25 protein-coding genes, 1 tRNA gene and 1 riboswitch are annotated in these 23,896 nt (G+C 71.9%); of the genes, 13 read left to right on the top strand and 13 right to left on the bottom strand.

What is annotated here, in order from left to right:
* Positions 1-52 precede the first annotated feature (52 nt).
* Positions 53-742 carry a SanA/YdcF family protein gene (locus OG994_RS24350; RefSeq protein ID WP_328851087.1) on the top strand — a complete coding sequence of 230 codons (690 nt, stop codon included), beginning with the start codon at positions 53-55 and terminating at the stop codon, positions 740-742.
* A 64-nt stretch (positions 743-806) separates the two neighbouring features.
* Here the strand turns inward: OG994_RS24350 and OG994_RS24345 are convergent, their stop codons facing one another.
* From OG994_RS24345 to OG994_RS24330, 4 genes are read right to left on the bottom strand one after another with little or no spacing between them, the layout of a single operon-like run.
* Positions 807-1,457: an aminodeoxychorismate/anthranilate synthase component II gene (locus tag OG994_RS24345; protein WP_328851086.1), complete on the bottom strand. Its 651-nt coding sequence runs from the start codon at positions 1,455-1,457 to the stop codon at positions 807-809.
* 4 nt (positions 1,458-1,461) lie between these two features.
* The gene (locus OG994_RS24340; RefSeq protein ID WP_120328244.1) at positions 1,462-1,743 is read right to left on the bottom strand and encodes a hypothetical protein; all 282 of its coding nucleotides are present in this window, start codon (positions 1,741-1,743) and stop codon (positions 1,462-1,464) included.
* Positions 1,744-1,749: 6 nt separating this feature from the next.
* On the bottom strand, positions 1,750-3,483 hold the full coding sequence (locus OG994_RS24335; RefSeq protein WP_328851085.1) for a class E sortase: 1,734 nt from the start codon (positions 3,481-3,483) through the stop codon (positions 1,750-1,752).
* A complete protein-coding gene (locus OG994_RS24330) occupies positions 3,480-4,286 on the bottom strand; it encodes a DUF881 domain-containing protein (RefSeq protein WP_120328243.1) in 807 nt (268 codons plus the stop codon). The genes OG994_RS24335 and OG994_RS24330 overlap by 4 nt, the downstream gene beginning before the upstream one ends.
* A gap of 222 nt (positions 4,287-4,508) precedes the next feature.
* On the opposite strand from OG994_RS24330, the gene OG994_RS24325 reads away from it, so the two are divergent.
* Positions 4,509-4,772 (top strand): cell division protein CrgA, encoded by a 264-nt coding sequence (locus OG994_RS24325; protein WP_091126805.1) that lies wholly within the window; start codon positions 4,509-4,511, stop codon positions 4,770-4,772.
* A gap of 322 nt (positions 4,773-5,094) precedes the next feature.
* A complete protein-coding gene (locus OG994_RS24320; protein ID WP_120328242.1) occupies positions 5,095-7,293 on the top strand; it encodes a (Fe-S)-binding protein in 2,199 nt (732 codons plus the stop codon).
* Positions 7,294-7,363: 70 nt separating this feature from the next.
* Here OG994_RS24320 and OG994_RS24315 read toward each other — a convergent pair whose 3' ends face one another.
* On the bottom strand, positions 7,364-8,044 hold the full coding sequence (locus OG994_RS24315) for a GOLPH3/VPS74 family protein (RefSeq protein ID WP_328851084.1): 681 nt from the start codon (positions 8,042-8,044) through the stop codon (positions 7,364-7,366).
* Positions 8,045-8,237: 193 nt separating this feature from the next.
* Here OG994_RS24315 and OG994_RS24310 point away from each other — a divergent pair, with 193 nt between their 5' ends.
* Positions 8,238-9,251, top strand: coding sequence for a C40 family peptidase (locus OG994_RS24310; RefSeq protein ID WP_240032894.1), 1,014 nt, complete (start codon positions 8,238-8,240; stop codon positions 9,249-9,251).
* A gap of 57 nt (positions 9,252-9,308) precedes the next feature.
* Here the strand turns inward: OG994_RS24310 and OG994_RS24305 are convergent, their stop codons facing one another.
* The gene (locus OG994_RS24305) at positions 9,309-11,330 is read right to left on the bottom strand and encodes an N-acetylmuramoyl-L-alanine amidase (protein WP_328851083.1); all 2,022 of its coding nucleotides are present in this window, start codon (positions 11,328-11,330) and stop codon (positions 9,309-9,311) included.
* A gap of 254 nt (positions 11,331-11,584) precedes the next feature.
* Positions 11,585-11,722: riboswitch (cyclic di-AMP (ydaO/yuaA leader) on the top strand.
* A 75-nt stretch (positions 11,723-11,797) separates the two neighbouring features.
* Here OG994_RS24305 and OG994_RS24300 point away from each other — a divergent pair.
* Entirely contained in the window at positions 11,798-12,775 is a 978-nt protein-coding gene (locus OG994_RS24300) for a C40 family peptidase (RefSeq protein WP_328851082.1), read from the top strand.
* A gap of 98 nt (positions 12,776-12,873) precedes the next feature.
* Here the strand turns inward: OG994_RS24300 and dcd are convergent, their stop codons facing one another.
* Positions 12,874-13,452 (bottom strand): dCTP deaminase, encoded by a 579-nt coding sequence (dcd, locus tag OG994_RS24295; RefSeq protein ID WP_120328238.1) that lies wholly within the window; start codon positions 13,450-13,452, stop codon positions 12,874-12,876.
* A gap of 100 nt (positions 13,453-13,552) precedes the next feature.
* Between dcd and OG994_RS24290 the strand changes: the two genes are divergently transcribed.
* Positions 13,553-14,104, top strand: coding sequence for a pyridoxamine 5'-phosphate oxidase family protein (locus tag OG994_RS24290; protein WP_120328237.1), 552 nt, complete (start codon positions 13,553-13,555; stop codon positions 14,102-14,104).
* Positions 14,105-14,177: 73 nt separating this feature from the next.
* Here the strand turns inward: OG994_RS24290 and OG994_RS24285 are convergent, their stop codons facing one another.
* Positions 14,178-15,158: a zinc metalloprotease gene (locus tag OG994_RS24285; RefSeq protein ID WP_328851081.1), complete on the bottom strand. Its 981-nt coding sequence runs from the start codon at positions 15,156-15,158 to the stop codon at positions 14,178-14,180.
* A 223-nt stretch (positions 15,159-15,381) separates the two neighbouring features.
* Here OG994_RS24285 and OG994_RS24280 point away from each other — a divergent pair.
* Positions 15,382-15,455: transfer RNA gene (locus OG994_RS24280), tRNA-Gly, on the top strand.
* Between the two features lie 315 nt (positions 15,456-15,770).
* Here OG994_RS24280 and OG994_RS24275 read toward each other — a convergent pair.
* On the bottom strand, positions 15,771-16,049 hold the full coding sequence (locus OG994_RS24275; protein ID WP_328851080.1) for a hypothetical protein: 279 nt from the start codon (positions 16,047-16,049) through the stop codon (positions 15,771-15,773).
* Between the two features lie 179 nt (positions 16,050-16,228).
* Between OG994_RS24275 and OG994_RS24270 the strand changes: the two genes are divergently transcribed.
* A complete protein-coding gene (locus OG994_RS24270; protein ID WP_147427241.1) occupies positions 16,229-16,498 on the top strand; it encodes a hypothetical protein in 270 nt (89 codons plus the stop codon).
* A gap of 119 nt (positions 16,499-16,617) precedes the next feature.
* Positions 16,618-17,361 (top strand): class I SAM-dependent methyltransferase, encoded by a 744-nt coding sequence (locus tag OG994_RS24265; protein WP_328851079.1) that lies wholly within the window; start codon positions 16,618-16,620, stop codon positions 17,359-17,361.
* Positions 17,362-17,398: 37 nt separating this feature from the next.
* Here OG994_RS24265 and OG994_RS24260 read toward each other — a convergent pair whose 3' ends face one another.
* Entirely contained in the window at positions 17,399-18,127 is a 729-nt protein-coding gene (locus OG994_RS24260) for a TetR/AcrR family transcriptional regulator (RefSeq protein WP_328851078.1), read from the bottom strand.
* A gap of 25 nt (positions 18,128-18,152) precedes the next feature.
* Between OG994_RS24260 and OG994_RS24255 the strand changes: the two genes are divergently transcribed.
* Positions 18,153-19,283 (top strand): FAD-dependent oxidoreductase, encoded by a 1,131-nt coding sequence (locus OG994_RS24255; RefSeq protein WP_328851077.1) that lies wholly within the window; start codon positions 18,153-18,155, stop codon positions 19,281-19,283.
* 48 nt (positions 19,284-19,331) lie between these two features.
* On the opposite strand, the gene OG994_RS24250 is transcribed toward OG994_RS24255, so the two are convergent.
* On the bottom strand, positions 19,332-19,724 hold the full coding sequence (locus OG994_RS24250) for a hemerythrin domain-containing protein (protein WP_328853784.1): 393 nt from the start codon (positions 19,722-19,724) through the stop codon (positions 19,332-19,334).
* On the opposite strand from OG994_RS24250, the gene OG994_RS24245 reads away from it, so the two are divergent.
* Positions 19,683-19,826, top strand: a complete 144-nt coding sequence (locus OG994_RS24245) for a hypothetical protein (protein WP_328853847.1) — start codon at positions 19,683-19,685, stop codon at positions 19,824-19,826. The two genes, OG994_RS24250 and OG994_RS24245, sit on opposite strands and share 42 nt — an antisense overlap.
* 113 nt (positions 19,827-19,939) lie before the next feature.
* Here OG994_RS24245 and OG994_RS24240 read toward each other — a convergent pair whose 3' ends face one another.
* Both OG994_RS24240 and OG994_RS24235 read right to left on the bottom strand, forming a co-directional pair.
* Entirely contained in the window at positions 19,940-20,881 is a 942-nt protein-coding gene (locus OG994_RS24240; protein WP_328851076.1) for an aminoglycoside phosphotransferase family protein, read from the bottom strand.
* A gap of 162 nt (positions 20,882-21,043) precedes the next feature.
* Complete coding sequence (locus tag OG994_RS24235) at positions 21,044-21,463, bottom strand: DUF6086 family protein (protein WP_328851075.1); 420 nt, start codon at positions 21,461-21,463, stop codon at positions 21,044-21,046.
* A 134-nt stretch (positions 21,464-21,597) separates the two neighbouring features.
* Between OG994_RS24235 and OG994_RS24230 the strand changes: the two genes are divergently transcribed.
* Together OG994_RS24230 and OG994_RS24225 are read left to right on the top strand one after the other, a co-directional pair.
* Entirely contained in the window at positions 21,598-22,818 is a 1,221-nt protein-coding gene (locus OG994_RS24230) for a low temperature requirement protein A (protein ID WP_158610092.1), read from the top strand.
* Positions 22,819-23,034: 216 nt separating this feature from the next.
* Positions 23,035-23,826, top strand: a complete 792-nt coding sequence (locus OG994_RS24225) for an alpha/beta fold hydrolase (protein ID WP_120328228.1) — start codon at positions 23,035-23,037, stop codon at positions 23,824-23,826.
* Positions 23,827-23,896 lie beyond the last annotated feature (70 nt).

Below are 23,896 nucleotides of genomic sequence, written 5' to 3'. Positions count from 1 at the left end.
GCATCGCCGGCACCGGTACGCAGAGAAGCGACGCGGTCCGGGGAAGCGTGCGGTGCGAGCGCTGACGGGCCTGTGCGGCGGACCGGACCGCCGGCGACGGCGTCTGCTCCGCACGGCCGCCCTGCTGCTGGTCGCGCTGCTTCTCGTCAGCGTTCCGTGGCTGTGGACGACGATCAGCGCGCGCGGGCACGCGTACGACGTGGACGGGGCCCCGGTCGCCGATGTCGTGATGGTCCTCGGCACGGCGGTGGACGGGCAGCAGCCGGGAGAGCGACTGGCCGGGCGCCTGGAGACGGCCGCCGAGCTGTGGCACCGCGGGCGGGCCCGGGTGGTGCTGGTCTCCGGGGACGGGCGTGGCGCGTCCGGCGACGAGCCGGCGGTGATGACGTCGTACCTCACCGAGCAGTTGGGCGTCGACCCGCTCCGGGTCGTGGCCGACCCCTACGGTCTCGACACCTACGACAGCTGCATCCGCGCGCGGGAGGTGTACGGAGTCGAGCGTGCGCTCGTCGTCACACAGTCGTACCACCTGTCCCGGGCGGTGACGTTGTGCCGGCATCTGGGCCTCGACGCCGACGGGGTGGACGCCCGCTGCTCCGGCTGCGGTGCGACCCTGCTGGCCCGCAAGGCGGTACGGGACTACTTCGCCAGCGGCAAGGCGGCCTGGGACGCCGTCCGGCGCAGGCCGCCCGCGGTCAGCTCACCCCCCAGCCGCGAGGTGGACGACGCGTTGACGAGGTGACGTCGGGGTGCCGACGTTCCCGGAGCCGTGCCCCGCCGGCCCTGCCGATCCTCCGGGCGCGGCGTCAGGCGGCCGCGAAGGCGGCGCGGCGGCGGGCATCGACCTCGGCGGCCAGCGCCGGGGCACGCTCCAGCGCCTCGGGGTGACCGCAGCCGGCCAGCCAGTTGGCGAGCATGAGGTGCCCGCCCTCGGTGAGCACCGACTCCGGGTGGAACTGCACGCCCTCGATCGGCAGGGTGCGGTGGCGCATCGCCATGACCACCCCGGACCCGGTCCAGCCGGTGACCTCCAGCTCGTCGGGCAGCGTCTCGGGCAGCACGGCGAGGGAGTGGTAGCGGGTCGCGGTGAACGGGTCCGGCAGGCCCGCCAGGACCCCGACCGAGTGGTGCCGCACCTCGGACGTCTTGCCGTGCAGCAGCTCGGGCGCGCGGGCCACGGTCGCGCCGAAGGCCTCGCCGATCGCCTGGTGGCCGAGGCAGACGCCGAAGATCGGCACCTCGCCGGCGTAGCGGCGGACGACGTCCAGGCAGATGCCGGCCCGGTCGGGGCTGCCCGGCCCGGGCGACAGCAGGATGCCGGCCGCGCGGACGCGTCCGACCTCGGCGACGTCGATCTCGTCGTTGCGTCGTACCTCGCACCCCACACCGAGCTGGCCCAGGTACTGCACGAGGTTGAACACGAACGAGTCGTAGTTGTCGATCACGAGTACACGCATGAGGTCACCGGTTCGGGGAGGCGGGCGGGGTGTTGTTCCGCTCGGTGTCGTACGGCAGGTCGTGCTCGTCACCCGGCGGCGCGTCGCCCGGGATGACGTTGCCCGCCGGGCCGCCGGGCTCGCCGGAGTCCTGGGTGACCTGCACGTCGTCGAAGGGCAGCAGGGGCTCCGCCCACGGGAAGACCACGTACCAGAGCAGCGCCACCGTGGCGGCGACGAGCAGCACCGAGCCGGTCAGCTTGCCGGCCAGGCCGAACGGCAGCTTGCGCCAGATCCACGCGTACATGACGGCTCAGCCTCCGAGCTCCGCCGGGCGGCCCGCCGACTTCGGCTGGGTCCGTTCCAGCTCGGCATGGATGATCAACCGCTGGTAGTTGTCGAACTTCGGGTTGCAGGTGGTGAGCGTGAGCATCGCCTTGGTGGGCTTCTCGTCGGGCTTCCCGGGGACCGGCGCCACCACCTCGACCTGGGTGGGCTTGACGATCCGGGACTGCGAGACCTTGTAGACGTACCAGTCGGTCTTGCTCTCGACCACGATCGCGTCACCCTTGTCGAGCTCGTCGAGCCGCCAGAACGTGGCCCGGTTCCGGTGCCCGGCGACGGCGAAGTTGCCGACCTCGCCGGGCATGGCGCTGTCCGGGTAGTGGCCCGGCGCGTACCGGATGTCCGCCTGGGTCACGCCCTCGACGACGACCCAGTTCTTGTCGAGCTTCGGGATGTAGAGCCCCGCGAGGGGCTTGCCGTGCGCCGGCGGCTTCTGCTTGACCGACGGCGTCGGCGAGGCGGCGACGGTCGGGTCGCCCGTCGGCCCCCACGCCTGCGCGAGCTGCTGGCTGAGGTCGTTCTGGTGTGCGTCCACGATCGCGGACTTCCCCCAGACCTCGTAGCCGGCGAAGAGCAGCACCACCAGGCCGAAGGTCATCAACAGCTCGCCGGTGACCCGCAGGCCCGTACGCAGCCGGGACCCGAACGACGGTCGGGTCAGCTCCGAGTAGACGCTCTTGTAGCCCTCACCGGTCTGCTCCGGGCGCAGGCGGACCACCCGCTCGCCGCGGCGGGGGCGCGGTGGTTCGGCGGGGGCGGTGTCGACCGGGTCGTCGGTCTCCGGCGGCTTGGGCACCGCGCCCATGAGCGCCGTGGAGTCCAGCGTCGGGTGGCGGGCCGGGGTCGTGACGGCCGGGATGAGCGCGGTGGCCGCCGGATCGGCGGCCGGCGACACCGGCGCGTTCGGCCCACCGGACGGCGGGACGGGTCCGCTCGACCCGCGGCGGGAGGCGACCGGCGGAAGGAACGCCGTCGGGCCGTCCGGGCCGGCGGCCGGCGGGCCACCGCGGCCGGGTGCCGACGGACCGGGCGTCGGCGCGCCGGGCGCGGCGGCGTACGGGGCGCGGTCGTCGGCGCCCCGGGCGGACGTGGCCGGGTGGGACGGGCGGCCCTCGGGCGTGGTCGGGTGGGAGGGGCGACCCTCGGGCGTGGCCGGCCGGACCGGCGACGCCGGCCGGTACGACCCGTCGGCGGTGCCGTCGCCCCAGCCCGGAGCCCCGGCCGGGAAGGAGTGCCCAGGATCGCCGGGAGCATGGGTCGATGCGGCGCCGGGCCAGGGCGGCGGGGGCGAGGCGGGGCCGGCCGGCGGTCGGAGCGGTTGGGTGAAGCGCCCGCCGTTCCCGGGTCGGGGCGCGAACGCCGAGGCGTCGTCGGCCACTGCGCCGTCCCCGGGCACTCCACCCGCTGCCGACGGGGCGGCGTGCGACCGGCGCGGCAGGGGGTCGGACGCGGTGGAGGGCGGTGGGGTGGTGGGCGACCGGCGGGGCAGCGGGTCGGAGGCGGACGGCTGCGGGGCGGGATGCCGTGGAGGCTGCGGGGTGGCCGGCGCGCGGGGCGGTAGCACCGGGTCGGGCCAGGCGCTCCGCGGGCGGCCGTCCGACGGCTCGTCCCGGTCGACCGCCGGGTCGACCGCCGGCAGGAAGGCGGTCGCGTCGTCGCGGACGTCCCGGTGTCGCCCGTCGGGCCGGTCGCCGGTGCTCACCCGAGCACCTTGGCCGAGCGCAGCGCGGTCGAGTCCTCGAAGGCCGGCACGGTCACCGTGGAGACGGACTCCCGGTAACCGAGCTGGTAGTCGTCGACCGCGGCCTTGAACCACCGGACTCCCTCGGACTCGGCGAGAGCCCGTTGCATGGCGGCCGGATCGCCGATTGCTACGATCTTGAACGGTGGGGAGTACACCCGGCCGTGCAGCAGCAGGGTGTTACCGACGCAGCGTACGGCGCTGGTGGCCAGTACGCGGACATCCATGATCGACATGGCCTCGGCGCCGCCGGCCCAGAGCGCGTTCACGACCGCCTGCACGTCGCCCTGGTGGACCACCAGGTCGTCGTTGGTGACCCCCTCCGGCAGGCGCTCGTCCTTGCGCGGGGGCGCGTCGTTGAGTTCGACGGTGATCCCCGGCCCGGTGAGCGCGGTGAACCCGGCCGCCTCCCGGCTGGCGACGGCCCGCTCCTGCTGTGCCTTGATCGGGCCGTCCTGCTCGGCGAGCGCGGCGGTGTGCTCCTCGACGTCCTGGCGCAGCTCCGCGGCGCGCTGCTCGCTGGCGGTCACCTGCTGGCGGCGCTCCTCGATCAACTGCGTGAGCTGGGGGCGCCGGTCCTCTCGCAGGGCGGTGCCGCCCGCCGTGGTGGCGGTGGTCGTGAAAAGGAGTCCGGCCGCGGCGGCGATCACGGGCACCCCGATAGACCAGCCCGGCCGTCGTTGCCGCCGTCGCCGTGGCAGCAGCCCGGCGACGGCGCGCCGGAGCACCTTCTGCCAGGAGGCCGCGCCGGATGTGTACTCCACCGAGCGTTCCTTCCCGTCGTACCCCGCCGGCTTCCCGGCCGGAGGTGGACCCGTGACAACCCACCTATTCTGGTCACTCCGCGCATCCGCCTGACCCCATTCGTGGCCTGGGCGCGTCTTCCGGACTACGCTAGCTGTCGAACATTATTGGCCATGGACCGTCGCCCCCGCGCCCGGTTGACAGGCCGGACGAGGTCGTAATATCCCCCTCTGGAGAGCGTCGTGCCCAAGTCTCAGGTCCGCAAGAAGAAGGTGTACACCCCGCCGACGGACGTGCGCCCGACGGCGACGGCGGCGACGCGTAAGCCTAGCCCGGTCTGGCTGCCCATCACGGCGGTCGCGCTCATCGTCGCCGGCATCGGCTGGTTGGTGGTCTACTACCTCTCCGAGCAGGCGTACCCGGTCATGTCGTGGGGTTACTGGAACCTCGCGGTGGGCTTCGGCGCGATGGTCGCCTCCCTGATCCTGCTCTCCCGCTGGCGCTGACCCCGCGGCGTCCCCGTCGCACCGGGGGCGGACCCGGCCCGGGACGCCCCGCGGAGCGGATCCACCTCACTCGACGTCGCCCCCGTCCGGCGAATCCGGGCGGGGGCCCCTATGGTGTGCGCAGGGCGGCGCGGCCCGGGTGCGAGAAGACTCACGTTACTGCTGGGTAACCTTGCGCGTAGGCTGCACTGCATGACCGAGCGGAGCGCGGTCATCGACCGGTCGGGTCGAGGGTGTGGCAGCGGCGGCTCGCCGATCGCGTCCCGTCCCGGGCACCGGTCGCCGCGCCGCTCGACAGGCAGCAGACCGGGAGGCCAACTCGATGGGCAGCGTCCAGATCGTCACCACGATCCTCGCGGCCGCCATCACCGCCGTGGCGGTGGGGCTTGCGGTACGCGCGGTCCTGAAGATGGTGGCAGTCATCCGGCTCGGTCAACCCGCTCCTGAGCGGTTCACCGACAAGGCCACCCGCACCCGGACCATGCTGGTGGAGACCGCCGGCCACACCCGCATGCTCAAGTGGAGCGTGGTGGGCGCCGCGCACTGGTTCGTGATGGTCGCGTTCATCGTGCTGTCGCTGCTGGTGCTGGAGGCGTACTTCGAGGTGGTCGCCGTCGACGGCGAACTGCCGATCATCGGGCACTGGACGATCTTCGGCCTGGCCACCGAGATCATCGGCGTGCTGGGCCTTGCCGGGATCCTCGTCCTGATGGCGATCCGGCTGCGTAACCGGCCCAACCGGCCGGGCGGCCGCTCCCGGTTCACCGGCTCGACGATGTGGCAGGGCTACTTCGTCGAGTGGGTCGTGCTGCTCGTGCTGATCTTCGGCTTCCTGATCCGCGGGTTCAAGGTCGCCACGGACCACTTCGCGTACCCCGTGTGGGCCACCCCGGTCAGCCACGCGATCGGCAACGCCCTCCCGGCCTGGGAGGCCGGCGTCAACGTCTCCGCCCTCGTCAAGATCGTGATCTCGATGACCTGGCTCATCGTGATCTCGCTGAACGTCACGATGGGCGTGGCCTGGCACCGTTTCCTCGCGTTCCCCAACATCTTCTTCAAGCGCGAGCCGGCCAAGGCCGCCGGCTCCGGCCTCGGCGCCCTGCGCCCGATGACGAGCAACGGCAAGCCGCTCGACTTCGAGGAGGCCGACCCCGAGAAGGACCAGTTCGGGGTGGCCCAGGTGGAGCAGTTCACCTGGAAGGGCCTGCTCGACTTCAGCACCTGCACGGAGTGCGGCCGCTGCCAGTCGCAGTGCCCGGCCTGGAACACCGGCAAGCCGCTGTCCCCGAAGCTGCTCGTGCTGAGCCTGCGCGACCACGCGTACGCCAAGGCGCCCTACCTGCTGGCCGGCGGCGGCAAGGACCTCACCGGCGAGGAGAAGGCCACCGAGGCGCAGCTCGCCCACGTCGACGTGCTGGCCCTCGCCGAGGGCGACCGTCCGCTGGTCGGCACCGCCGAGGAGGGCGGGGTCATCGACCCCGACGTGCTCTGGTCCTGCACCACCTGCGGCGCCTGCGTCGAGCAGTGCCCGGTCGACATCGAGCACGTCGACCACATCGTCGACATGCGCCGGTACCAGGTGCTCATCGAGTCGAGCTTCCCGTCCGAGGCCGGCGTCATGCTGCGCAACCTGGAGAACAAGGGCAACCCGTGGGGCGCACCGCAGAACACCCGCGAGGACTGGACCAAGGGCCTGGACTTCGAGGTGCCGCGGGTCGGCGAGGTGGACGACTTCGAGTACCTCTTCTGGGTCGGTTGCGCCGGCGCGTTCGAGGACCGGGCGAAGAAGACCACCCGCGCCGTCGCCACGCTGCTGCACGAGGCCGGCGTGAAGTTCGCCATCCTGGGCGAGGGCGAGACCTGCTCGGGCGACCCGGCCCGCCGGATCGGCAACGAGTTCGTCTTCCAGATGCTCGCCCAGCAGAACGTGGAGACTCTGAACGAGGCGTTCGAGGGGCGGGAGAAGAGCAAGCGCAAGATCGTCGCCACCTGCCCGCACTGCTTCAACACCCTCGGCAACGAGTACGGCCAGCTCGGCGGCGAGTTCGAGGTCGTACACCACACCCAGCTGCTCGCCCACCTCGTGGCCACCGGCAAGCTCACCCCCGTGCAGCCCGTCGACGGCGGCGTCACCTACCACGACCCCTGCTACCTGGGCCGGCACAACCGGGTCTTCGCCCCTCCGCGTGAGGTGCTGGGCACCGCCATCGAGGGCGAACTCACGGAGATGCCGCGCAACAGCGAGCGCTCCTTCTGCTGCGGCGCCGGCGGTGCCCGCATGTGGATGGAGGAGAAGATCGGCAAGCGCATCAACGTCGAGCGCGTCGAGGAGGCCATGGCCACCGGCGCGAAGACGGTGGCGGTCGGCTGCCCGTTCTGCTCGACGATGCTCAACGACGGCGTCAACGGCAAGGGCGCCGGCGAGCAGGTCGAGGTGGTCGACGTGGCGAGCGTCCTGCTGCGGTCGGTGAAGCCCGAGCAGGCGCAGGGCGACAAGGAGGCCGAGCCGGTCGCCGGCTGACCGCGTACGCCCGCGGGAGCGCGCGGCGCGGCGGCGGTGGCACGGCCCACCGCCGTCGCGCGTCGTGCGCTCAGGAGGTCGTGGTGGTCATGATGGCCGCCGTGCTGGCGGCCGTCGTGGCCGCGATCACCGCGGCCTGCGTGTCCGCGATCGCCCGCTTCGTGGCCTCGGACGCCCAACTCCCCTCGGAGATCTCCGCGAGCCGCCGCTTGACCTGCGACCGCGGCAGGTCGCGGAAGAGCTTGCGGTCCAGATCCACGGCCCGGGTGAGGCTGACCAACGCGGCGGTACGGGGCTCCACCGGCCCGTCCGAAGACACGGCGGCGAGCATCCGCTGCCGGGCCTGGGTCTCCACGACCGGCTCCGCGCCCGTCGGCGAGGGATAGCGGGTACGCGGGAAGACCCACAGCACGCGGTCGGACTCGCGGCGCAGCACGCCCGCCTCGACCAGCCCGTCCAGCACCCGGTCCGGCAGATCCTTGGCGAGCAGCCGGACCCAGTCCCGGGGCCGGCGACGCTTGGGGTCGGCGGCGATCCGGGCGAGCGCGTCGTCCAGCAGCGGCGTGCCGAGCGGGTCCGTGCCGGTCACCACGAGCCGGCCGTCGGCGACGGTGACCCGTCCGGCGAGCGCGAGTTCGAGGAGCAGGGCACCGGCGAGACCGAAGCCGAGATGGGGGGCGCCGAGCCGGTTGACGCCGGCGTCGTCGTAGCCGAGGAGAGCGAGTTCGTGCGCGAGCGTGAGATCCGCCATGAGCCGACGGTAGCGGCACGCGGCCATCGGACACCGTTCGTAGGCGTGCCGTCGCACGGGGGTCACGACGCGCTGGGCCGCCTTGATTCCGCTCCGGCGCTTCCCTATCGTGGGGCACCGACCGCTGAGGGTCGTCTGCCCTCGCCCCTCTTCCCCTCTGCGAGGCGCCCGGCGGTCGGTTGCAAAGGAGTCGGTGCCGGTGGCAACCATGCCCCCTCATCGTCACGCACCGGGACGTTCCGCTCGTCCGGGTGGCCTGCGCCGGGCCGCCCGTCGCCTGCTCACCCTGGCCGCCGTCGCGGCCGTCGGCGCCGGTCTGCTCGCCGCGCCGGCACACGCCGCCCCGTCGGTCGAGGAGATCGAGAAGCAGATCGACAAGCAGTGGGAGCAGCTCGAACCCACGATCGAGCAGTACAACAAGGTGCGGGCGCAACTGAAGGTCAACCAGAAGAAGTCGGACAACCTCCAGAAGAAGATCGAGCCGTTGGCTCTGCAGAGCGAGCTGGCGATGACCCGGGTGGGCGACCTCGCCTCCCGCTACTACATCACCGGCCCCTCGCAGGAGATCGGTGCGCTGCTGGTCAGCGCCAAGCCCGACACCCTCACCGAGCAGCTCACCATCCTGGACCGGCTGGCCAAGCAGGAGCGCCGGCAGGTCGAGAGCATTCTGAAGGTCCGCGCCAAGTACGACGCGGAGAAGCAGAAGCTGGACGCCCTGATCGCCACGCAGACCAAGCAGAAGAACGACCTGGCCGCGAAGAAGAAGCACATCGACGCCGAGATCAAGCGGCTCCAGGCGTCGCTGCCGAAGACCGTGGTCAAGGTGTCCGGGTGCCCGACGGTCCGGGGTGTGGTCAGCAGTGCCGCGAACATCGCCATCAAGACGGCCTGCAAGCAGGTCGGCGACCCGTACGTCTGGGGTGCCACCGGCCCGGACGCGTTCGACTGCTCCGGCCTGACCCAGTACGCGTACAAGGCCGCCGGGATCAGCCTGACCCACTTCACCGGTGCACAGTGGAACGAGGGCAGGGCCATCCCGCGCTCCGAGGCGCGCCCCGGTGACCTCGTCTTCTTCTTCAGCGACCTGCACCATGTGGGTCTATACCTCGGCAACGACCAGATGGTGCACGCGCCACGGGCCGGCAAACCGGTCCAGGTGGCGAGCATCAACAACATGCCGGTCGCCGGTTTCCGCCGACCCGGCTGACCCGCCGCCCACGACGAGGGCCCCCGGCCGACCGGCCGGGGGCCCTCGCGTTTCGCGCTACCGGGGGGCGCCCACCGGTGACGGGAGCACCAGCACGTCGTCGAGGTTGACGTACATGATGCGGTGGCCGAACTGGACCTGGACGTACCGCAGGTCACCCCGCACGACCGTCCAGTCGCCGGGGGACGAGCCGTCGAACGTGACGGCACGGTAGTACTCGCTCGGCAGGATGCCGCCGACGGCGTACCGCTGGCCGGCGGGGAACGTGTACTGCAACGGAGAGATCGTCTGGTACGGCACGCCGGACGGGTACGCGTCCTGCTCGGGGTACGCCCGGCCGTAGACGGGGATCGTCGCCTTACCCGGCTTCGGCGTCACCACGAACCCGGTGGCCCACTTCGCCGTCGGCGCCGAGGGCGGGTTGTGGAACCACGCCTTCTGCCCGAGGTACCAGATGGCCGTCCAGTCGCCGCGTACCTCGGCCACCGCGTACGTCTGCCCGGCGGAGGCGCGGGCGCCGTGGTCGGAGATGTACATCGTGTCCGGCGACCCGTCCGGGCGCTCGCCGAGGTCGTTCACCAGCGGCGCGTCGTGGCTCGGCGCGCTGTGCAGGATCACGGCGGAGGATCCGCGCAGCGGGCAGGGCTCGGCCGGCGGCGGCGGGTCCGGCACGCCCGGCGGCTGCTGGTTGCAGCCGTAGAAGGCCGGCCGGTTGGCGGCGAAGTCCGGGTCGATGGTGACGAGGCCGGTCCGCTTCGTGCCGGTGGTCCGGAACGGCGCCTTGAGCAGGTCGAAGTAGTGCGACCAGTCCCAGTACGGGCCCGGGTCCCAGTGCATGCCGGCCACCGTCGACGCCACCGTGCCGGGGACGTTGTCGTGCCCGATGATGTGCTGGCGGTCCAGCGGGATGTTGAACTTGTGCGCGAGGTACCGGACCAGCTTGGCCGAGGTGCGGTACATCGCCTCGGTGTACCAGGTGCCGTGCCCGGCGAAGCCCTCGTGCTCGATGCCGATGGACTTCGCGTTGACGTACCAGTTGCCGGCCTGCCAGCCGACGTCCTTGGCCTTGATGTGCTGGGCGACGTGGCCGTCGACCGAGCGCAGCGTGTAGTGCCAGCCGAGGTAGTCGGCCTGCTGCACGAGGCCGACGCTGGGGCCGTAGTAGCCCTCCGTGTCGTGGATGACGATGTACTCGATCTTCTGCTGGGCCGGCCGGTTGCCCAGGTCGTGGTTGCCGTAGTCGCCGGCGCCCGGGCCGTACTGCTCGTACGGCGCCGGGATCCACTCGCACCCGAGGCCGACCGGGCACTCCAGCCCGTCGGGCCGCTCCGCGCGGCGCAGCCCGAGCCGGTGCAGGGCGTCCTCCCGCGGGCTCACCGCCCGCGCGGCCAGGGTCACCTGGTGGCCGTCGTCGGTCCGCCGGCTCGCGCCCTCACGGATCTGCGCGTACACCTCGTCGGCGAACGCGGCCGCGGTCTCCTCCGTGTCGGCGCCCGAGTAGCGGGCCACCGCCCCGTACCAGGCGCCCGGGTCGGTCCCGGCGCCGACGGGTCCGCCCAGCTCCCTCTGGTACGCGGCGAGCAGCGCCGCCCCGCCGCGGATGTTCGTGGCCGGGTCGGAGCGCAGGGCCTCGACGTCGGCGCCGGTGAGCGTGGCGGCGGCCTGGATGGTCCGCAGTGACGCGGCGTCCGGCCCGTCGGCCGACGAGGCGACGGCGGGCGTGGTGACCGTCATCGGGCGGGACGTGTCGCCGCGCGGGTCCTCGCCCTCGTCCACGTGGTGGCTGGCGGGCAGCGCCGCGACGTGGGCGGCGTCGGTGAGGTGCAGCGGGCCGTAGCCGCCGCTGGTGCTGGGCGCGCCGGCGTGGGTGTCCCACCTGGACTCCAGGTAGGACACGCCCAGCAGGACGCTCTCGGGTACGCCGTACTCGGCCGCCGCGGCGGCGTACTGCTGCTGCCGGTCGTCGACGGGAGCGGCCCCGGCGGGTGGCGCGGCGCCGGCCGGGCCGCCGGTGAGCGGTACGGCCGCGGCGGCGGCCACCACCGCGGCGGCGAGCAGCGCCCGCCGGCTTCTCGACATGGCTGATCGGTGCATCGAACCCCCCAGTGAAGGACGGGTGCAGGTGGGCCCACCTTCACTCCGACGCCGCGTTCAGGTCAATACCTTTCCATCTATCGAGGTTTGAAGAAGAAAATCTACGGCGTCGCACCGTGGGTGCGGTCGGCCGTGTCGCGTACGGAGTGTCACGGCCTGACGGGTTGCGAATCGATAACGCGCCTCTCTAGTCTGGTCAATCGTCGGCCGGCAGCAGGTCCGTCCACCCGGGCGGTAACGGTCCGACACCGCCGAGTCGCTCTCGGGAGCGAGCCGGGGACCCAGGTTTCCGGGGTGAATCCGCAGCGATGCGGTAGGGCGCCTCCCTTCCCGCCCGAACCCGTCAGCTAACCCGGTAGGCGGTCAGGGAAGAAGGAGTACGGAGCCCGGTGGCCCACCATGCCCCGCGGCCTCCGTCGAACCGGTCGGCGCGCGCCGACCGTGCGACGGGTGTGCCGCGTCCACGCTGGTCCCGCTTCACCACCGCCCTCGCCGCCCTCGTCGGCGTCGCCGTCGTCCTGACCGGCGGCGTCACCGCGGCGCACGCCGACCCGTCGGTCGCCGAGATCGAACGCCAGATCGATGAGGACTGGAACAAGCTCGAGCCGGTCATCGAGAAGCACAACGCCACCCGCCAGGAGCTGGCCGCCAAGCGCAAGCAGGCCGACGCCCTGGCCAAGCGGATCAAGCCCCTCCAGGTCCAGGTCGACCAGGCCATGGACAAGGTCGGCGCCCTCGCGGCGCGGGCGTACAAGGGCGAGAACCTGTCCACGGTGAACGCCATGCTCGGCAGCCGGAGCCCCAGCGAACTGATGGGCCAGCTGGAGCTGCTCGACCGGTTCGCCCAGACGCAGCAGAAGGACGTCCAGCAGGTCGCGCAGCTGCGCGACGAGCTGGTCCGGCAGAAGGAGCCGCTGGACACCCTGGTGGCCCAGCTGACCCGGACCGAGGCCCAGCTCGCGGCCAAGAAGAAGCAGATCAACGCCGAGATCGACCGGCTGCAGAAGCTGCGGATCAAGGTGTACGGCAACGGCGGCGCCGGACCGCTGCGACCCGCCCCGTGCCCGGCCACCTACCCGGGTGGCGCCGCCGGCGTGGCCGTGAAGTTCGCCTGCGCCCAGATCGGCAAGCCCTACGTCTGGGGTGCCGACGGCCCCGACTCGTACGACTGCTCCGGCCTCGTGCTCGCGGCCTGGGCCAAGGCCGGGGTCTCGCTGCCCCACAACGCCGCCCAGCAGCGCCGGGTCACCAAGACCGTGAGCCGCGGCGACCTGCGCCCCGGTGACCTCGTCTTCTACTACAGCGACCTGCACCACGTCGGCATGTACGTCGGTGGCGGCTGGGTGGTGCACGCCTCCCAGGCCGGAGTGCCGGTCAAGATGAAGAAGGTCGACGACGGGCCGATCCACAGCTTCGGCCGCCCCGGCTGACGCACGAAGGAGGGGTCCCTTCCCGGCGCATGCGCCGGGAAGGGACCCCTCTCGTCAGGGGCGACCCGTGGTGCCTCGCCGCCGCCCCGGGGTCCGGCTCAGCGGGTCGGCCAGGTACGCCAGTTCTGCCAGGCGCGGCTCGGTGTGGGGCCACGCTGACCCTGGTAGCGCGAGCCGTACACGGCCGATCCGTACGGGTGCTCGGCCGGCGACGAGAGCCGGAAGATGCAGAGCTGACCGATCTTCATGCCGGGCCAGAGCGTGATCGGCAGGTTGGCCACGTTCGACAGTTCCAGCGTCACGTGGCCGGAGAAGCCGGGGTCGATGAAGCCCGCGGTGGAGTGGGTGAGCAGGCCGAGCCGGCCCAGACTCGACTTCCCCTCCAGGCGGCCGGCGAGCTGGTCACCGAGCGAGATCACCTCGAGCGTCGAGGCGAGCACGAACTCGCCCGGGTGCAGCACGAACGGCTCCCCGTCGGGGACCTCGACCACGGAGGTCAGGTCGTCCTGCTGCCGCGCCGGGTCGATGTGCGTGTAGAGGTGGTTGTTGAAGACCCGGAAGAGCCGGTCGAGGCGTACGTCGATGCTCGACGGCTGCACCAGGGTGGGCTCGAACGGCTCCAGCCCGAGCGTGCCGGCCTTGATCTCGGAGACCAGGTCGCGGTCGGAGAGCAGCATCGCACCACCATAGCGAGGCGCGCCTCGCCGGCTCGATCCCGGTGCCGGTGACCAGCGCGTCGCGGTCGCTCCTCGTACATTTGTTCGATAGAATGCCGGCATGGCTTCCTGGTCCGAATTCGCCGCTGACGAGCCCCGGCTCGCCGACGGGATCCGCATTCTCCTGCAGCAGTACGGTCCGGGCTTCGGCTATCTGGCCACGGTCCGCGCCGACGGCGGGCCCCGGGTGCACCCGGTGTCTCCGGTGATCACCGATGAAGGGCTGTTCTGCTTCATCATCGACTCGCCCAAGCGGCGCGACCTGGAGCGCGACGGGCGCTACGCCCTGCACTCCTTCCCGCCGGAGGAGAGCGACGACGAGGCCTACGTGGCCGGCCAGGCCCTGCCGGTCACCGACCAGGGCCGGGTGGCCCGGCTCGCGGCCCGCGCCGGGGCCGCTCCGCACGTCGACTGGCGGCTGTTCGAGTTCACCGTCGACGTGGCCATGCTGGCGCGGCGCGACTCGGGCACCGCTGGAGGGCCGGGCGAGGGGCACGGCCGTCCGGCCGTGCAGGTCTGGCTCGACCCGCGGGCGCCGGGCCGTCGGGCCGGGCCGACGCCGGTACGGCAGACGCGCCCCGCCCGCCGCGAACCCCACCGCTCGGCCGCCTGACACGTCCTGGGGAGAGAAAGAAGCCGGTGCCGGCCCCCTCGCCATGGGGCCGGCACCGGCGGTACGCGGAAGGTCAGGCCGCGCGGTAGGCGTTCCACGCGGTCAGCATGCGGCTCGCCTGCCCAGGGGTGAACTGGTACATGCACGAGTCGTACGTGTAGTCCATGAAGTTGGTGATCGGGTCCAGGCCGGGCGCGCTGCACGTGTCCCGGCCGGTCGGGCACTGGTACGCCGGCGACGCCTCGGCCGGGGTGTCGCTGACGCTGTCACCGGAGCCGGAGCAGCCGCCCTGGAAGGTGTGGTAGAGGTTCAGCCAGTGGCCGACCTCGTGCGTGGCGGTGTCGCCCTGGTTGTAGTTCGTGGCGGTGCCGCCGGGCAGCGACTCGTTGAGCACGACCACGCCGTCCATGCTGTTCAGCCGCCGCTGCGGGAAGGTCGCCCAGCCGAGCAGGTCGTCGCTCAGCTCGCCGAGGTACATGTTGAGGACGTTCTTGCCGCCCTCACGCAGCGACGACTTCATCGACCGCTCCGCGGACGAGCCCTGCACGATCGGGTACCACGCGGGGTTGGTGACCCGGTTGATCTTCTGGAGCTGGAAGGCGAAGGCGGTCGGTGCGCCGCCGGTCGCGCCGCTGTATGCCTGGTTCAGCACGCTGATCTGGTTGCTGATCATCGAGTCGGGGATGTTGCCGCCGGCCCGGGTGCTGTCCTCCTGGATCACGTGCACGACCACGGGGATGGTGACCGTGGCGAGCGGTGCCACCGTGGCGCTCTGCCGGCTCGCACGCTCCCGCAGCGCGGCCGCCAGGTCCGCCTCCCGCTCCTTGACCTGCTGCGCCGTCAGCTCGTTGGGTTCGTGGCGGGCGATGCCGCCCGCCTTGATCCGAGCGTCGGCGTGGACGTCGGCCGGCTCGACGCAGGTGCCCGCCGGGGCGGCGGAGAAGGCCGACGCGGCCGGAACGACACCCACCGCGGCGGTGCTGAGCAGCAGCGCGAGGGTCGTCGACGCGACACCGGCGGTACGCCGGGTCAGCAGGTGGGGACGAAGTCCCATGGGCCCACCTCTTTCTGGCGGCGCGACCGGGGGATGTGTCGCGCCGTGGCTGAGAACGTGTGGCAGACGTTACAACCGATCGACAGATTTGAGAACGCCCATAGGTTGTCGTGGTGGAAGTTTCCTGGGCGGGGTGGCGGCGGCCGGCGGGCCGGCACGCGGCCACAGCCAAGGGGGTACCTGGGTGCACGTGGCTGGTGACTCAGGTACAGTGGTCCCGCCTGCGGGTGTAGTTCAATGGCAGAACATCAGCTTCCCAAGCTGACAGTGCGGGTTCGATTCCCGTCACCCGCTCCAACGTGAGGCCCCAGCTCAGGACAGGCTTCCTGGCTGGGGCCTTGATCGTTGCTACCGCCTCTTGCGCTGGCCGCGCCCGATCCCGACCCTTCTTGATCCGCCGCCGGCCGTGTTGCGTGGGTCGGACAGGGTGACGCCGGTGCGGCTGGCCCTGGACCCGGTACATTGCGGCGTCGGCCAGGGCGGCGGGCCGGTCGCGGCCGGTGGCGGGTGCGAGGCCAACGCCTGGGCAGCCGCTCCCACTCGACCATTCCCCGCTCAGTGGCGGGGGCCCAGCTCAAGACCGACGATCGATCATTCTTTCACCAGAAGAGGTCACTCGACGAAGGTGCCATTTGGCTCCATGATTTCGTCGCGCACCAGCGGCACGAACGCCGACCAGTCCCCGTCGTCCACGGCCACCGACATGCGGACGCGCCCTTCGCCATCGTCAAGGGCGTAGCTGACCACGCTGTACCGCTTGCCATCCTCGCCGACGACCTCGCGTACGTCCTTGTCGTCGAGCATCGCGCACCACTCGCCATAGCCGACGCGTCGCCATTCAGCGAGACGTGCGTCGGCAAGCCGCGCGGCCGTCTCCTTGTCCAGTCCCACGCGTTCAGCCTCTCACCCGGGACGGCAGCCGCCCTCAATCGCGTGCCCGATCCGTGCCCGACGCAGAGGCCAACACGAGCCAACGCCGCCCATCTCGCCACGCCGTCGGGGTAGCCGCTGGAATTCAGGCGTGTAAAGATCACGCCGTGCTCACCCCGTCAGCATCTCCCCCTGTCGCCGTGCTGCTGATCTTTGAGGTTTTCGGCATCGTCGCCATAGCTCTCGGCATCGGAATAATCGTCACGGGGCGTGTACCGCGGCCACGTTCCAGTTTCGCACCGCTGCCGTTGCGCAAAGGCAGTTCGCTCGCACTGGTAGGTGTCACTATCGTCCTGGGAGCGTCAGCGCAGTTTCCGTCGATTCCGCATCCGATCGTGGTAACGCTGAACGCAGCGGGTTTTGTCACCATCGCGGCCGCTATGGCCTGCCTCATCTTCGTGCGGCGCTAGCAGCCGATTCGGCCAGATCGGCAACTTCCAGCCGACAGTGCGGGTTCGATTCCCGGCACCCGCTCCACGATCGCGCCGCGGGGCACCTCGGAGCGAGCGAACCTGCCAGGATCGGCCGCATGTCTCCTGACCTTGACCACTCCTCCCGGCCCGCCGGCCAGACTCTGGCCAACGACTACGACAGCTTCGCCGAGGCGTACGCGGCCGAGACCGAGTCCAACCTCATCAACGGCTACTACACCCGGCCGGCGATGCTGGACCTGGCGGGAGACGTGGCCGGGCGGCGGATCCTCGACGTCGGCTGCGGAGCCGGCCCCCTGCTCGCGGCACTGCGCGATCGTGGCGCCATCGTGACCGGCATCGACCCGAGCGCCAAGATGCTGGACCTGGCCCGGCAGCGGCTCGGCGATGGCGCGGCCCTGCATCAGGGCGGTCTGGGTGACGAGCCTCTGCCGTTCCCCGACGCCGCGTTCGACGATGTCGTCGTGTGCCTGGTCCTTCACTACCTCGAGGACTGGACGGCGCCGCTCGCCGAGCTGCGGCGCGTGCTCGTACCCGGCGGCCGGCTCATCGTGGCCGTCAACCACCCCTTCGTCTACCACCTGATCAGGCCCGAAGCCGACTACTTCGCCACCGAACAGTGGTCCGAGGAGTACACGTTCGACGGCCAGCCCGCCGTGCTGACGTACTGGCACCGACCACTGCACGCGATCACCAACGAGTTCGTCGCGGCCGGCTTCCGGATCGCCGTCATGAGCGAACCACCTCCCGCACCCGGTGCCCGTGAGGCGTTCCCCGACCTCGTGACCTCCCCCTCGGGGTACATCCTGTGCTACCTGTTCCTGGTCCTCGAAGCTGTCTAGCGCACCGTTCGACGTCGGGAGCAGAAACGCCCGGGGGTTACCTGCGGGGTCGGCTCGTGATGCCGTCCAGGATGGTGGTCAGGTTGTGGTGGAAGGTCTCCTCGGCGTCGAGGTGGGCGCCGTCGATGACGAGTCGGGCGACGGTGGGGTAGCGGCCGGTTTCGAGCATGCGGGTCAGGTAGGGCCCGTGGGTGGCCTGCCAGGCGGCCAGGTCGGTGCCGGTCGAACGGGCGGTGCGGCGCTCGGTGACCTCCCTGCGGAGGGCTCCGACGATGAACGCGTTGAGGGCGCCCAGGGCCCGCTGGAGGTCGTCGACACCGCGTACGCCGGGGGCCTGGCTGAGCGCCGCCGCGGTCGCCTCGCCCACGGCGAGCGCGTGAGGTCCGAGGTGCGGCCGGGCGCCGAGCAGGTCGGCGAACCACTCGTGGGCAAGAGCGGCCTCGCGGGTCCGGTGGACGATGGCCAGTACCGTGGCGCGCCACTCGGGGTGCTGGCCGGCGGCCTCGGCGATCTGGGCGTACACGGCGTCGACCATCAGGTCGAGCAGTTCTGACCTGTTGGTCACGTAGTCGTAGAGCCGCATCGGACCGACACCGAGTTCTTTGGCGATCTTGCGTACCGACAGCCCTTCGAGGCCGTGGGCGTCGGCGATCCGGATCGCCGTGGCGGCGATCTTCGTGCGGCTCAGCGGCACCGGCGCCGCCCGCGGCTGCGGCTCGGGCCGTTCCCAGACGGGCAGCGGTGCGCTACCGTACGGCGTATCCATGGAATACAGCGTACGGTAACGGGGGATGTTGATGCGAATCGCGATCGCCGGCGGCGGCGTCGGTGGGCTGACGCTGGCCCGGATCCTGCACCGGCACGGCATCGACGCGGTGGTGTACGAGCGGGAGGCGAGCCGAACCGCGCGATCGCAGGGTGGCTCGCTCGACCTGCACCCGGAGTCCGGGCAGAAGGCCCTGGCCGCGGCGGGTCTCGCCGGCCGGTTCCGGTCCGAGGCGCGGCCGGAGGGCGAGGAGCACCGCATCCTCGACCCGGCCGGACGTACCCTCGTGCACCACAGGCCCGACCCCGGCTCCTTCGCCGGACGCCCCGAGATCGACCGCGGCGCACTGCGTGATCTTCTGCTCGACTCGCTTCCCGCGGGCGCTGTCCGGTGGCGGCACCGGCTCGTGGCGGCGACGCCACGCCCCGACGGCGGCTTCGCGCTGACGTTCGACGGCGGCCGCGGCGCCGACTGTGACGTCCTCGTCGGCGCGGACGGCGCACGCTCGGTCGTCCGGTCGCTGCTGACCGACACGACGCTGTCCCCCGTGGCCACCCTGGTCGAGTTGAGCATCAGCGACGCCGACCGGCGCCACCCGGACCTCGCCGAGCTGGTCGGCCCGGGGAACCTCTGGTGCATCGGTGTGCGCCGCATCCTGGCGGCGCAACGCCTCGGCGACGGCAGCATCCGGGTCGGGATCTCCCTACCCCCGGACGGTTGCCCCCTGGACACCTACCGCAGCACACGGGCGCTGCTGGACGTGTTCGACGGCTGGGATCCCCGCCTCACCGCGCTCATCGAAGCCGGCGACGGCCCGCCGACCCCGCGCAGGATCGAGGCGATGCCCACCGGCACCCGCTGGGCCCACCAGCCGAGCATCACCCTCATCGGTGACGCCGCGCACCTCATGCCGCCGGTCGGCGAGGGCGCGAACCAGGCCATGCTCGACGCCGCCGAACTCGCGGCCGAACTCGCCGCCCACCCGGCCGACCCCGACACGGCGATCCGGACGTACGAGGAGGCGATGTTCACGAGGATCCACCCGATCGCCGAGATGTCCGCCCGAGTCCAGGCCATGATGCTGTCCGCCACGGCGGCCGACGACATCGTCCGCTTCTTCTCAGGGCGGCCCGCCGAGCCGGTGCCGGCAGACTGACGACGCCGGCCTCGCGCGGGCACCCCGCTCCCGCGACCTCGACGGGGATCAGTGCCCGCCCTCGCGGAACCGGAACACCCGGTCGGACCAGCCCGTGTCCGGTATCCCAGCGTCCAGCGCCTCGCTGATCGCGCGTTCCTCGTAGTTGAAGTGCGACTCCATGATCGCCGCCAGTCCGTCGAGTTCACGGCCGATCGCCTCCAGCGCCGGGCCGTGGGAGCCCGTGGCGCGGTCGACGAGTTCGACCACCCGCGCCAGGATCGACGCGATCATCTCGTGGTCCTCGACGAGGTTGGCGACGGTCTTCGCGAGGTCGGGGCGTTCCCGCAACAGCTCGGCGAACATGCCCGTGTCCTCGCCCCGGTGATGCGACGCCAACGCGGCGCAGAACGCCAGGCAATGGGTCACCAGTACGCCGTCGTCCGGTCGGTGCTGGCCCAGACCGGTCCTGAGTTCGCCGATCTGGCGACGCAGTTCCTGATGTGCCTGCGCGAGCTGCAGGCTGAGCGCGACTGCACGGTCGCGGTCGTGGGAAGCCACTGATGGCGGCCCTTCGGTTCCGCACCTCCATGCCTGACGCAGCCCGCCACCGGCACGCGATGCTGCCACCATCCGATCACGGGGCAGGGCGGACGTGCAAACCCGTCCCGGAACGATCAAGGCTGGTACTGCCGCCGTCTGCCGTCCGCCACGTACTCGTCGAAGATCACACCGAGGACGCGCAGTGCGACTGCGGCCGGTTCGTCGGACTGGCCCACGGTCCGGGCGCAGGCGGCGAGCGTCTTCCAGAGTGCCCAGCCGCGCCCACGCGCCCACGTTCCCTCGTCGACGGCCAGTCGCTCCCGGAACGCCTGCCGGCCCTCGGTGGTCAACAACGTCCAGGCGATGGCCATGTCGCACGCCGGATCGCCGACACCGCATGTCCCGAAGTCGATGACGGCGGCCAGTTTCCCGTCGTCGAGCAGGAGATTTCCCTGGGCCACGTCACCGTGGAACCAGGTCTGCGTGCCGTCCCAGGACGCGTCCAGCGCGTCCGTCCAGATCTCCCGGGCCAGGCCGACGTCGACGTGGCCGTCCAGCGCCGCGAGGGCGCGCTGGACGTCCCGGTGGTAGGTGCGCAGCGTGCCGCCCCGGTACCAGTTGTGCTGCCCGGGAAGGGGACCCCCGGTGGGATCGATGCGCTGTAGGGCCGACAGGAACTCGGCCAGGTCGATGGCGAACCGGACGGGGTCGGCGATGCGGTCCGCGCTCGCGGGTTCGCCGCCGAGCCACGAGTAGACGGACCACGGGTACGGGTAGCCCTCACCGGGCTCCCCTTTCGCGAGCGGCACGGGGATGGGCAGCGGAAGCCGGGGGGCGAGTTCCGGCAGCCACCGGTGCTCCTTGTCGACGGCCAGGGCGTACTCGGCCGCGCTGGGCAGACGCACCGACATCCCGGGGCCGAGGTGGAAGGTCCAGTTGTCCCAGCCGCCGTCGGCCACCGGCGCGACCGGGAGGTGGGCCCACCGGGGGAACTGGTGGGCGACGAGTCGACGCACCAGCTCGGCGTCGACGGTGATGCGTTGGGGCACCGGACCGAGATGGGGCGTGTTGCTCACCGAGACGTCCTTGTCTGATGCGGCCGACACGTGACCGGGCTGGCAGTTGGCGTAATGATCGGCTCATCCCTGCCGTCCGGTCGAGCGATTTCGATGGCGGGGGTGATCGCGGGGAACGGCGCAGGTCGGCGCGCGGGGCGCCGGATCAGCCCTGGTCCGCGGTCAGCGGGCCATCGCGGCGGCGTGCCGGCGGGCGAGCTCGTACAGGCGCTTGGGGTCGCCGAGCGGGGCGATCCCCCCGGGGCCCACGGAGACGTCTCGCGGGTCCAGCGTGGCGGTGGCCTGGAGCGAGGGCACGGTGCGGCCGGCCCGGTCCACCATCACGAGTGCGGTGGCGACGAAGCCTTCCAGCAGGGACCTGAGGATCGCGTGGCTCGACGACAGGTACTGCGCGACCAGCGCGTCCACGAAGGCGACGAACACGTCGAGGTCGATCTCGTAGTCGTCGGCGCGCATGGGGCCGATGCCGGTCGGCACGTCGACCAGTGGGGCGACGGCCTCGCTGGTACGGACGAACAACTCGGCCACCCGGTTGGAGGGGTTCCACAGGACGAGGTCATTGACCTGGAAGTACTGGCTCATGCCTCCATGATCATGGATCGGTTGTTCGCCGACCCGCCCCGGGCCCGTCGACGTCGCCGGCCGCGAGCCACCCGCATCCCGGTGAAACAGGCGAATCGGCGGCGGGAGGGAGGGGCCCCGGCGACCATGGGCGGGTGGGGCGACCATCGGAGGCGGCACAGGCGGGCGGCATCCTGCGCGGTAACGAGGACACCCGGCAGGCCAACTTCCTGGAGCTGTTCTTCGACCTGGCGCTGGTCTTCGCCCTGATCGGGGTCGTCAGCCGGGTGGTGCCGGACCTCCTCTCCGAGAACGTGCGTCTGCGCTGGCTGTCGCTGCTGTACACGGTCGTCCTGGCCCTGCCGCTGCTCTGGCTGTGGACGACCACCGCACACATCACGAGCCGGTTCGACTTCCGCAACCGCTGGATCCAACTGCTGGTCCTGGCGAGCGCGTTCGGCCTGCTGATCATGACGACGTCGCTGCCGTACGCGTTCGTCGCGCGCGGCGGCGCCTTCGCCGTTCCGTACGTGCTGCTGCACATCGGGCGCCCGCTGCTGCTCCGGACGATGCTGCGGGAGCACGGGGCGATCCGGGCGCTCTACACCCGCCGGGCGATCTGGTCCACCGCCTCGGCGGTCTTCTGGCTCTGGGGCGCGGCGGAGCGGGACGCGTACCGGGTGGCACTGTGGTCGGTCGCCATCACCGTCGACCTGGTCGTCGCGCGGTTCAGCTGGCCGGTACCCGGCATGCGCCGGGTGCCCACCAGCGCGTGGGCGATGGCCGACACGGCACATCTGCCCGGGCGGTACCAGCAGCTGTTGCTGATCGCGCTCGGCGAGACGGTGCTGTCGATCGGCCTCACCTACACCGCCCACCCCGCCACGATCGCCGCCACGACCGCCCTGGTGATCACGTTCCTGTCGTCCGTGCTGCTGTGGCGGATCTACTTCTACCGCGCCGGTCAGGTGCTGGCCCAGGCCGTCGGGATGTCGTCGAACCGGGCGACGCTCGGCCGGAACATCGGCTCCGCCCACGTACTCATGGTGCTCGGCATCGTCGCCATCGCGGCGGGGGCGGAGATCGTGCTGGCCCATCCGGGCGGGCGCACCCAGCCGGCCTGGCTCCTCGCGATCCTCGGCGGTCCGGCGATCTTCATGCTCGGCCGCATCCGGCTCGAACGGGCCGTCTTCAACCGGCTCGCGGTACGCCGGTTCGTGGCCATCGGCGCGCTGGTCCTGCTGGCGCCGCCGCTGGCCTTCGGGCCGCCGCTGCTCGCGGCCATCGTCGCCGCCGTCGTGCTGCTCGGCGTCGCCGTCGCGGACGCGCGACACGCCGCCGGCCGCCCACTGGAGGTCCCGTCCCCCTCCGCCTAGGCGGGTAGACACGGTGGGTGGTCCTCGCCGATCCCGACGGCAACGAGTTCTGCGTCCGCCCCCGCGTCAGCGCGATCCGAAAGTCGTCGTCGGCCAGGCCTGACGACCCGGCGTGGGCGCGCGGGCTGCGACGGCGTACCGCCGTTGTCTAGGGTGGCTGCGCGCGGATTATCCGCCGCTGTCCCACCGATCCCCGAGGACGCGAGAGGCTGAGACATGACCGAGACCGTCGTTTCCCGGGACGGCACCGCCCTCGCCGTCGACACGAGCGGCCAGGGCGCGCCGGTCATCCTCGTGGGCGGCGCCTTCAACGACCGCTCGACCGTGGCGGCGCTCGGCGCCGAACTCGCGTCCGGGTTCACCGTGGTCACCTACGACCGGCGCCGGCGGGGAGCCAGCGACGACAGGGCCGACGACTATCTGGTCGCCAACGAGGTCGACGACCTGGCCGCGGTCATCCGGCACGTCGGCGGGCGGGCGTCGGTCTTCGGCCACTCGTCCGGTGCCGTGCTGGTGCTGGAGGGGGCCATGCGGGGCCTCCCGATCGACCGGGTAGCGGTCTACGAGCCGTCGTACTGCGCCGACGAGAGCCTGCCGAGGCCACCGGCCGACGTCTACGACCGGCTCCGGGCGCTCGTCGCGGCCGGTGACGACGACGGTGCGGTGGAGTTGTTCCTCGGCGAGGTGGTCGGTGTCCCGACCGAGGCGATCGCCGGGATGAGGGCCGGCGAGGGATGGTCGTTCCTGGTCGACAAGGCGCCGAGCCTGCCGTACGACGTGCTGGTCAGCACGCCCTGGCAGCTGCTGCCGCGCGACCGGATCGCCGGCGTCGCCGTTCCGGTGCTGGCCGTCTACGGCGACCGGACCGCGCCGGGCCTGGCGGCGGCGACGAGGGCGGTGGCCGAGACGGCGCCGGACGCCGAACTGGTGGTGATGGCCGGCGAGGACCACGCGGTGCTGCAACGGCCGGCGGCGTTGGCGGGCATCCTGGCGAAGTTCCTCGGGTGAGCGCGGGAGCGACCCGGACCGCGCCCGAGCGACGGAGCGGCAGGTCGCCGGTCACCGGGCCGGCGTCCGG

Source organism: Micromonospora globbae (genome assembly GCF_036184225.1).
GTDB classification, from domain to species: domain Bacteria; phylum Actinomycetota; class Actinomycetes; order Mycobacteriales; family Micromonosporaceae; genus Micromonospora; species Micromonospora globbae.
The sequence above is the reverse complement of the archived record's forward strand: the minus strand, read 5'-3'. Positions and strand labels throughout refer to the sequence as shown.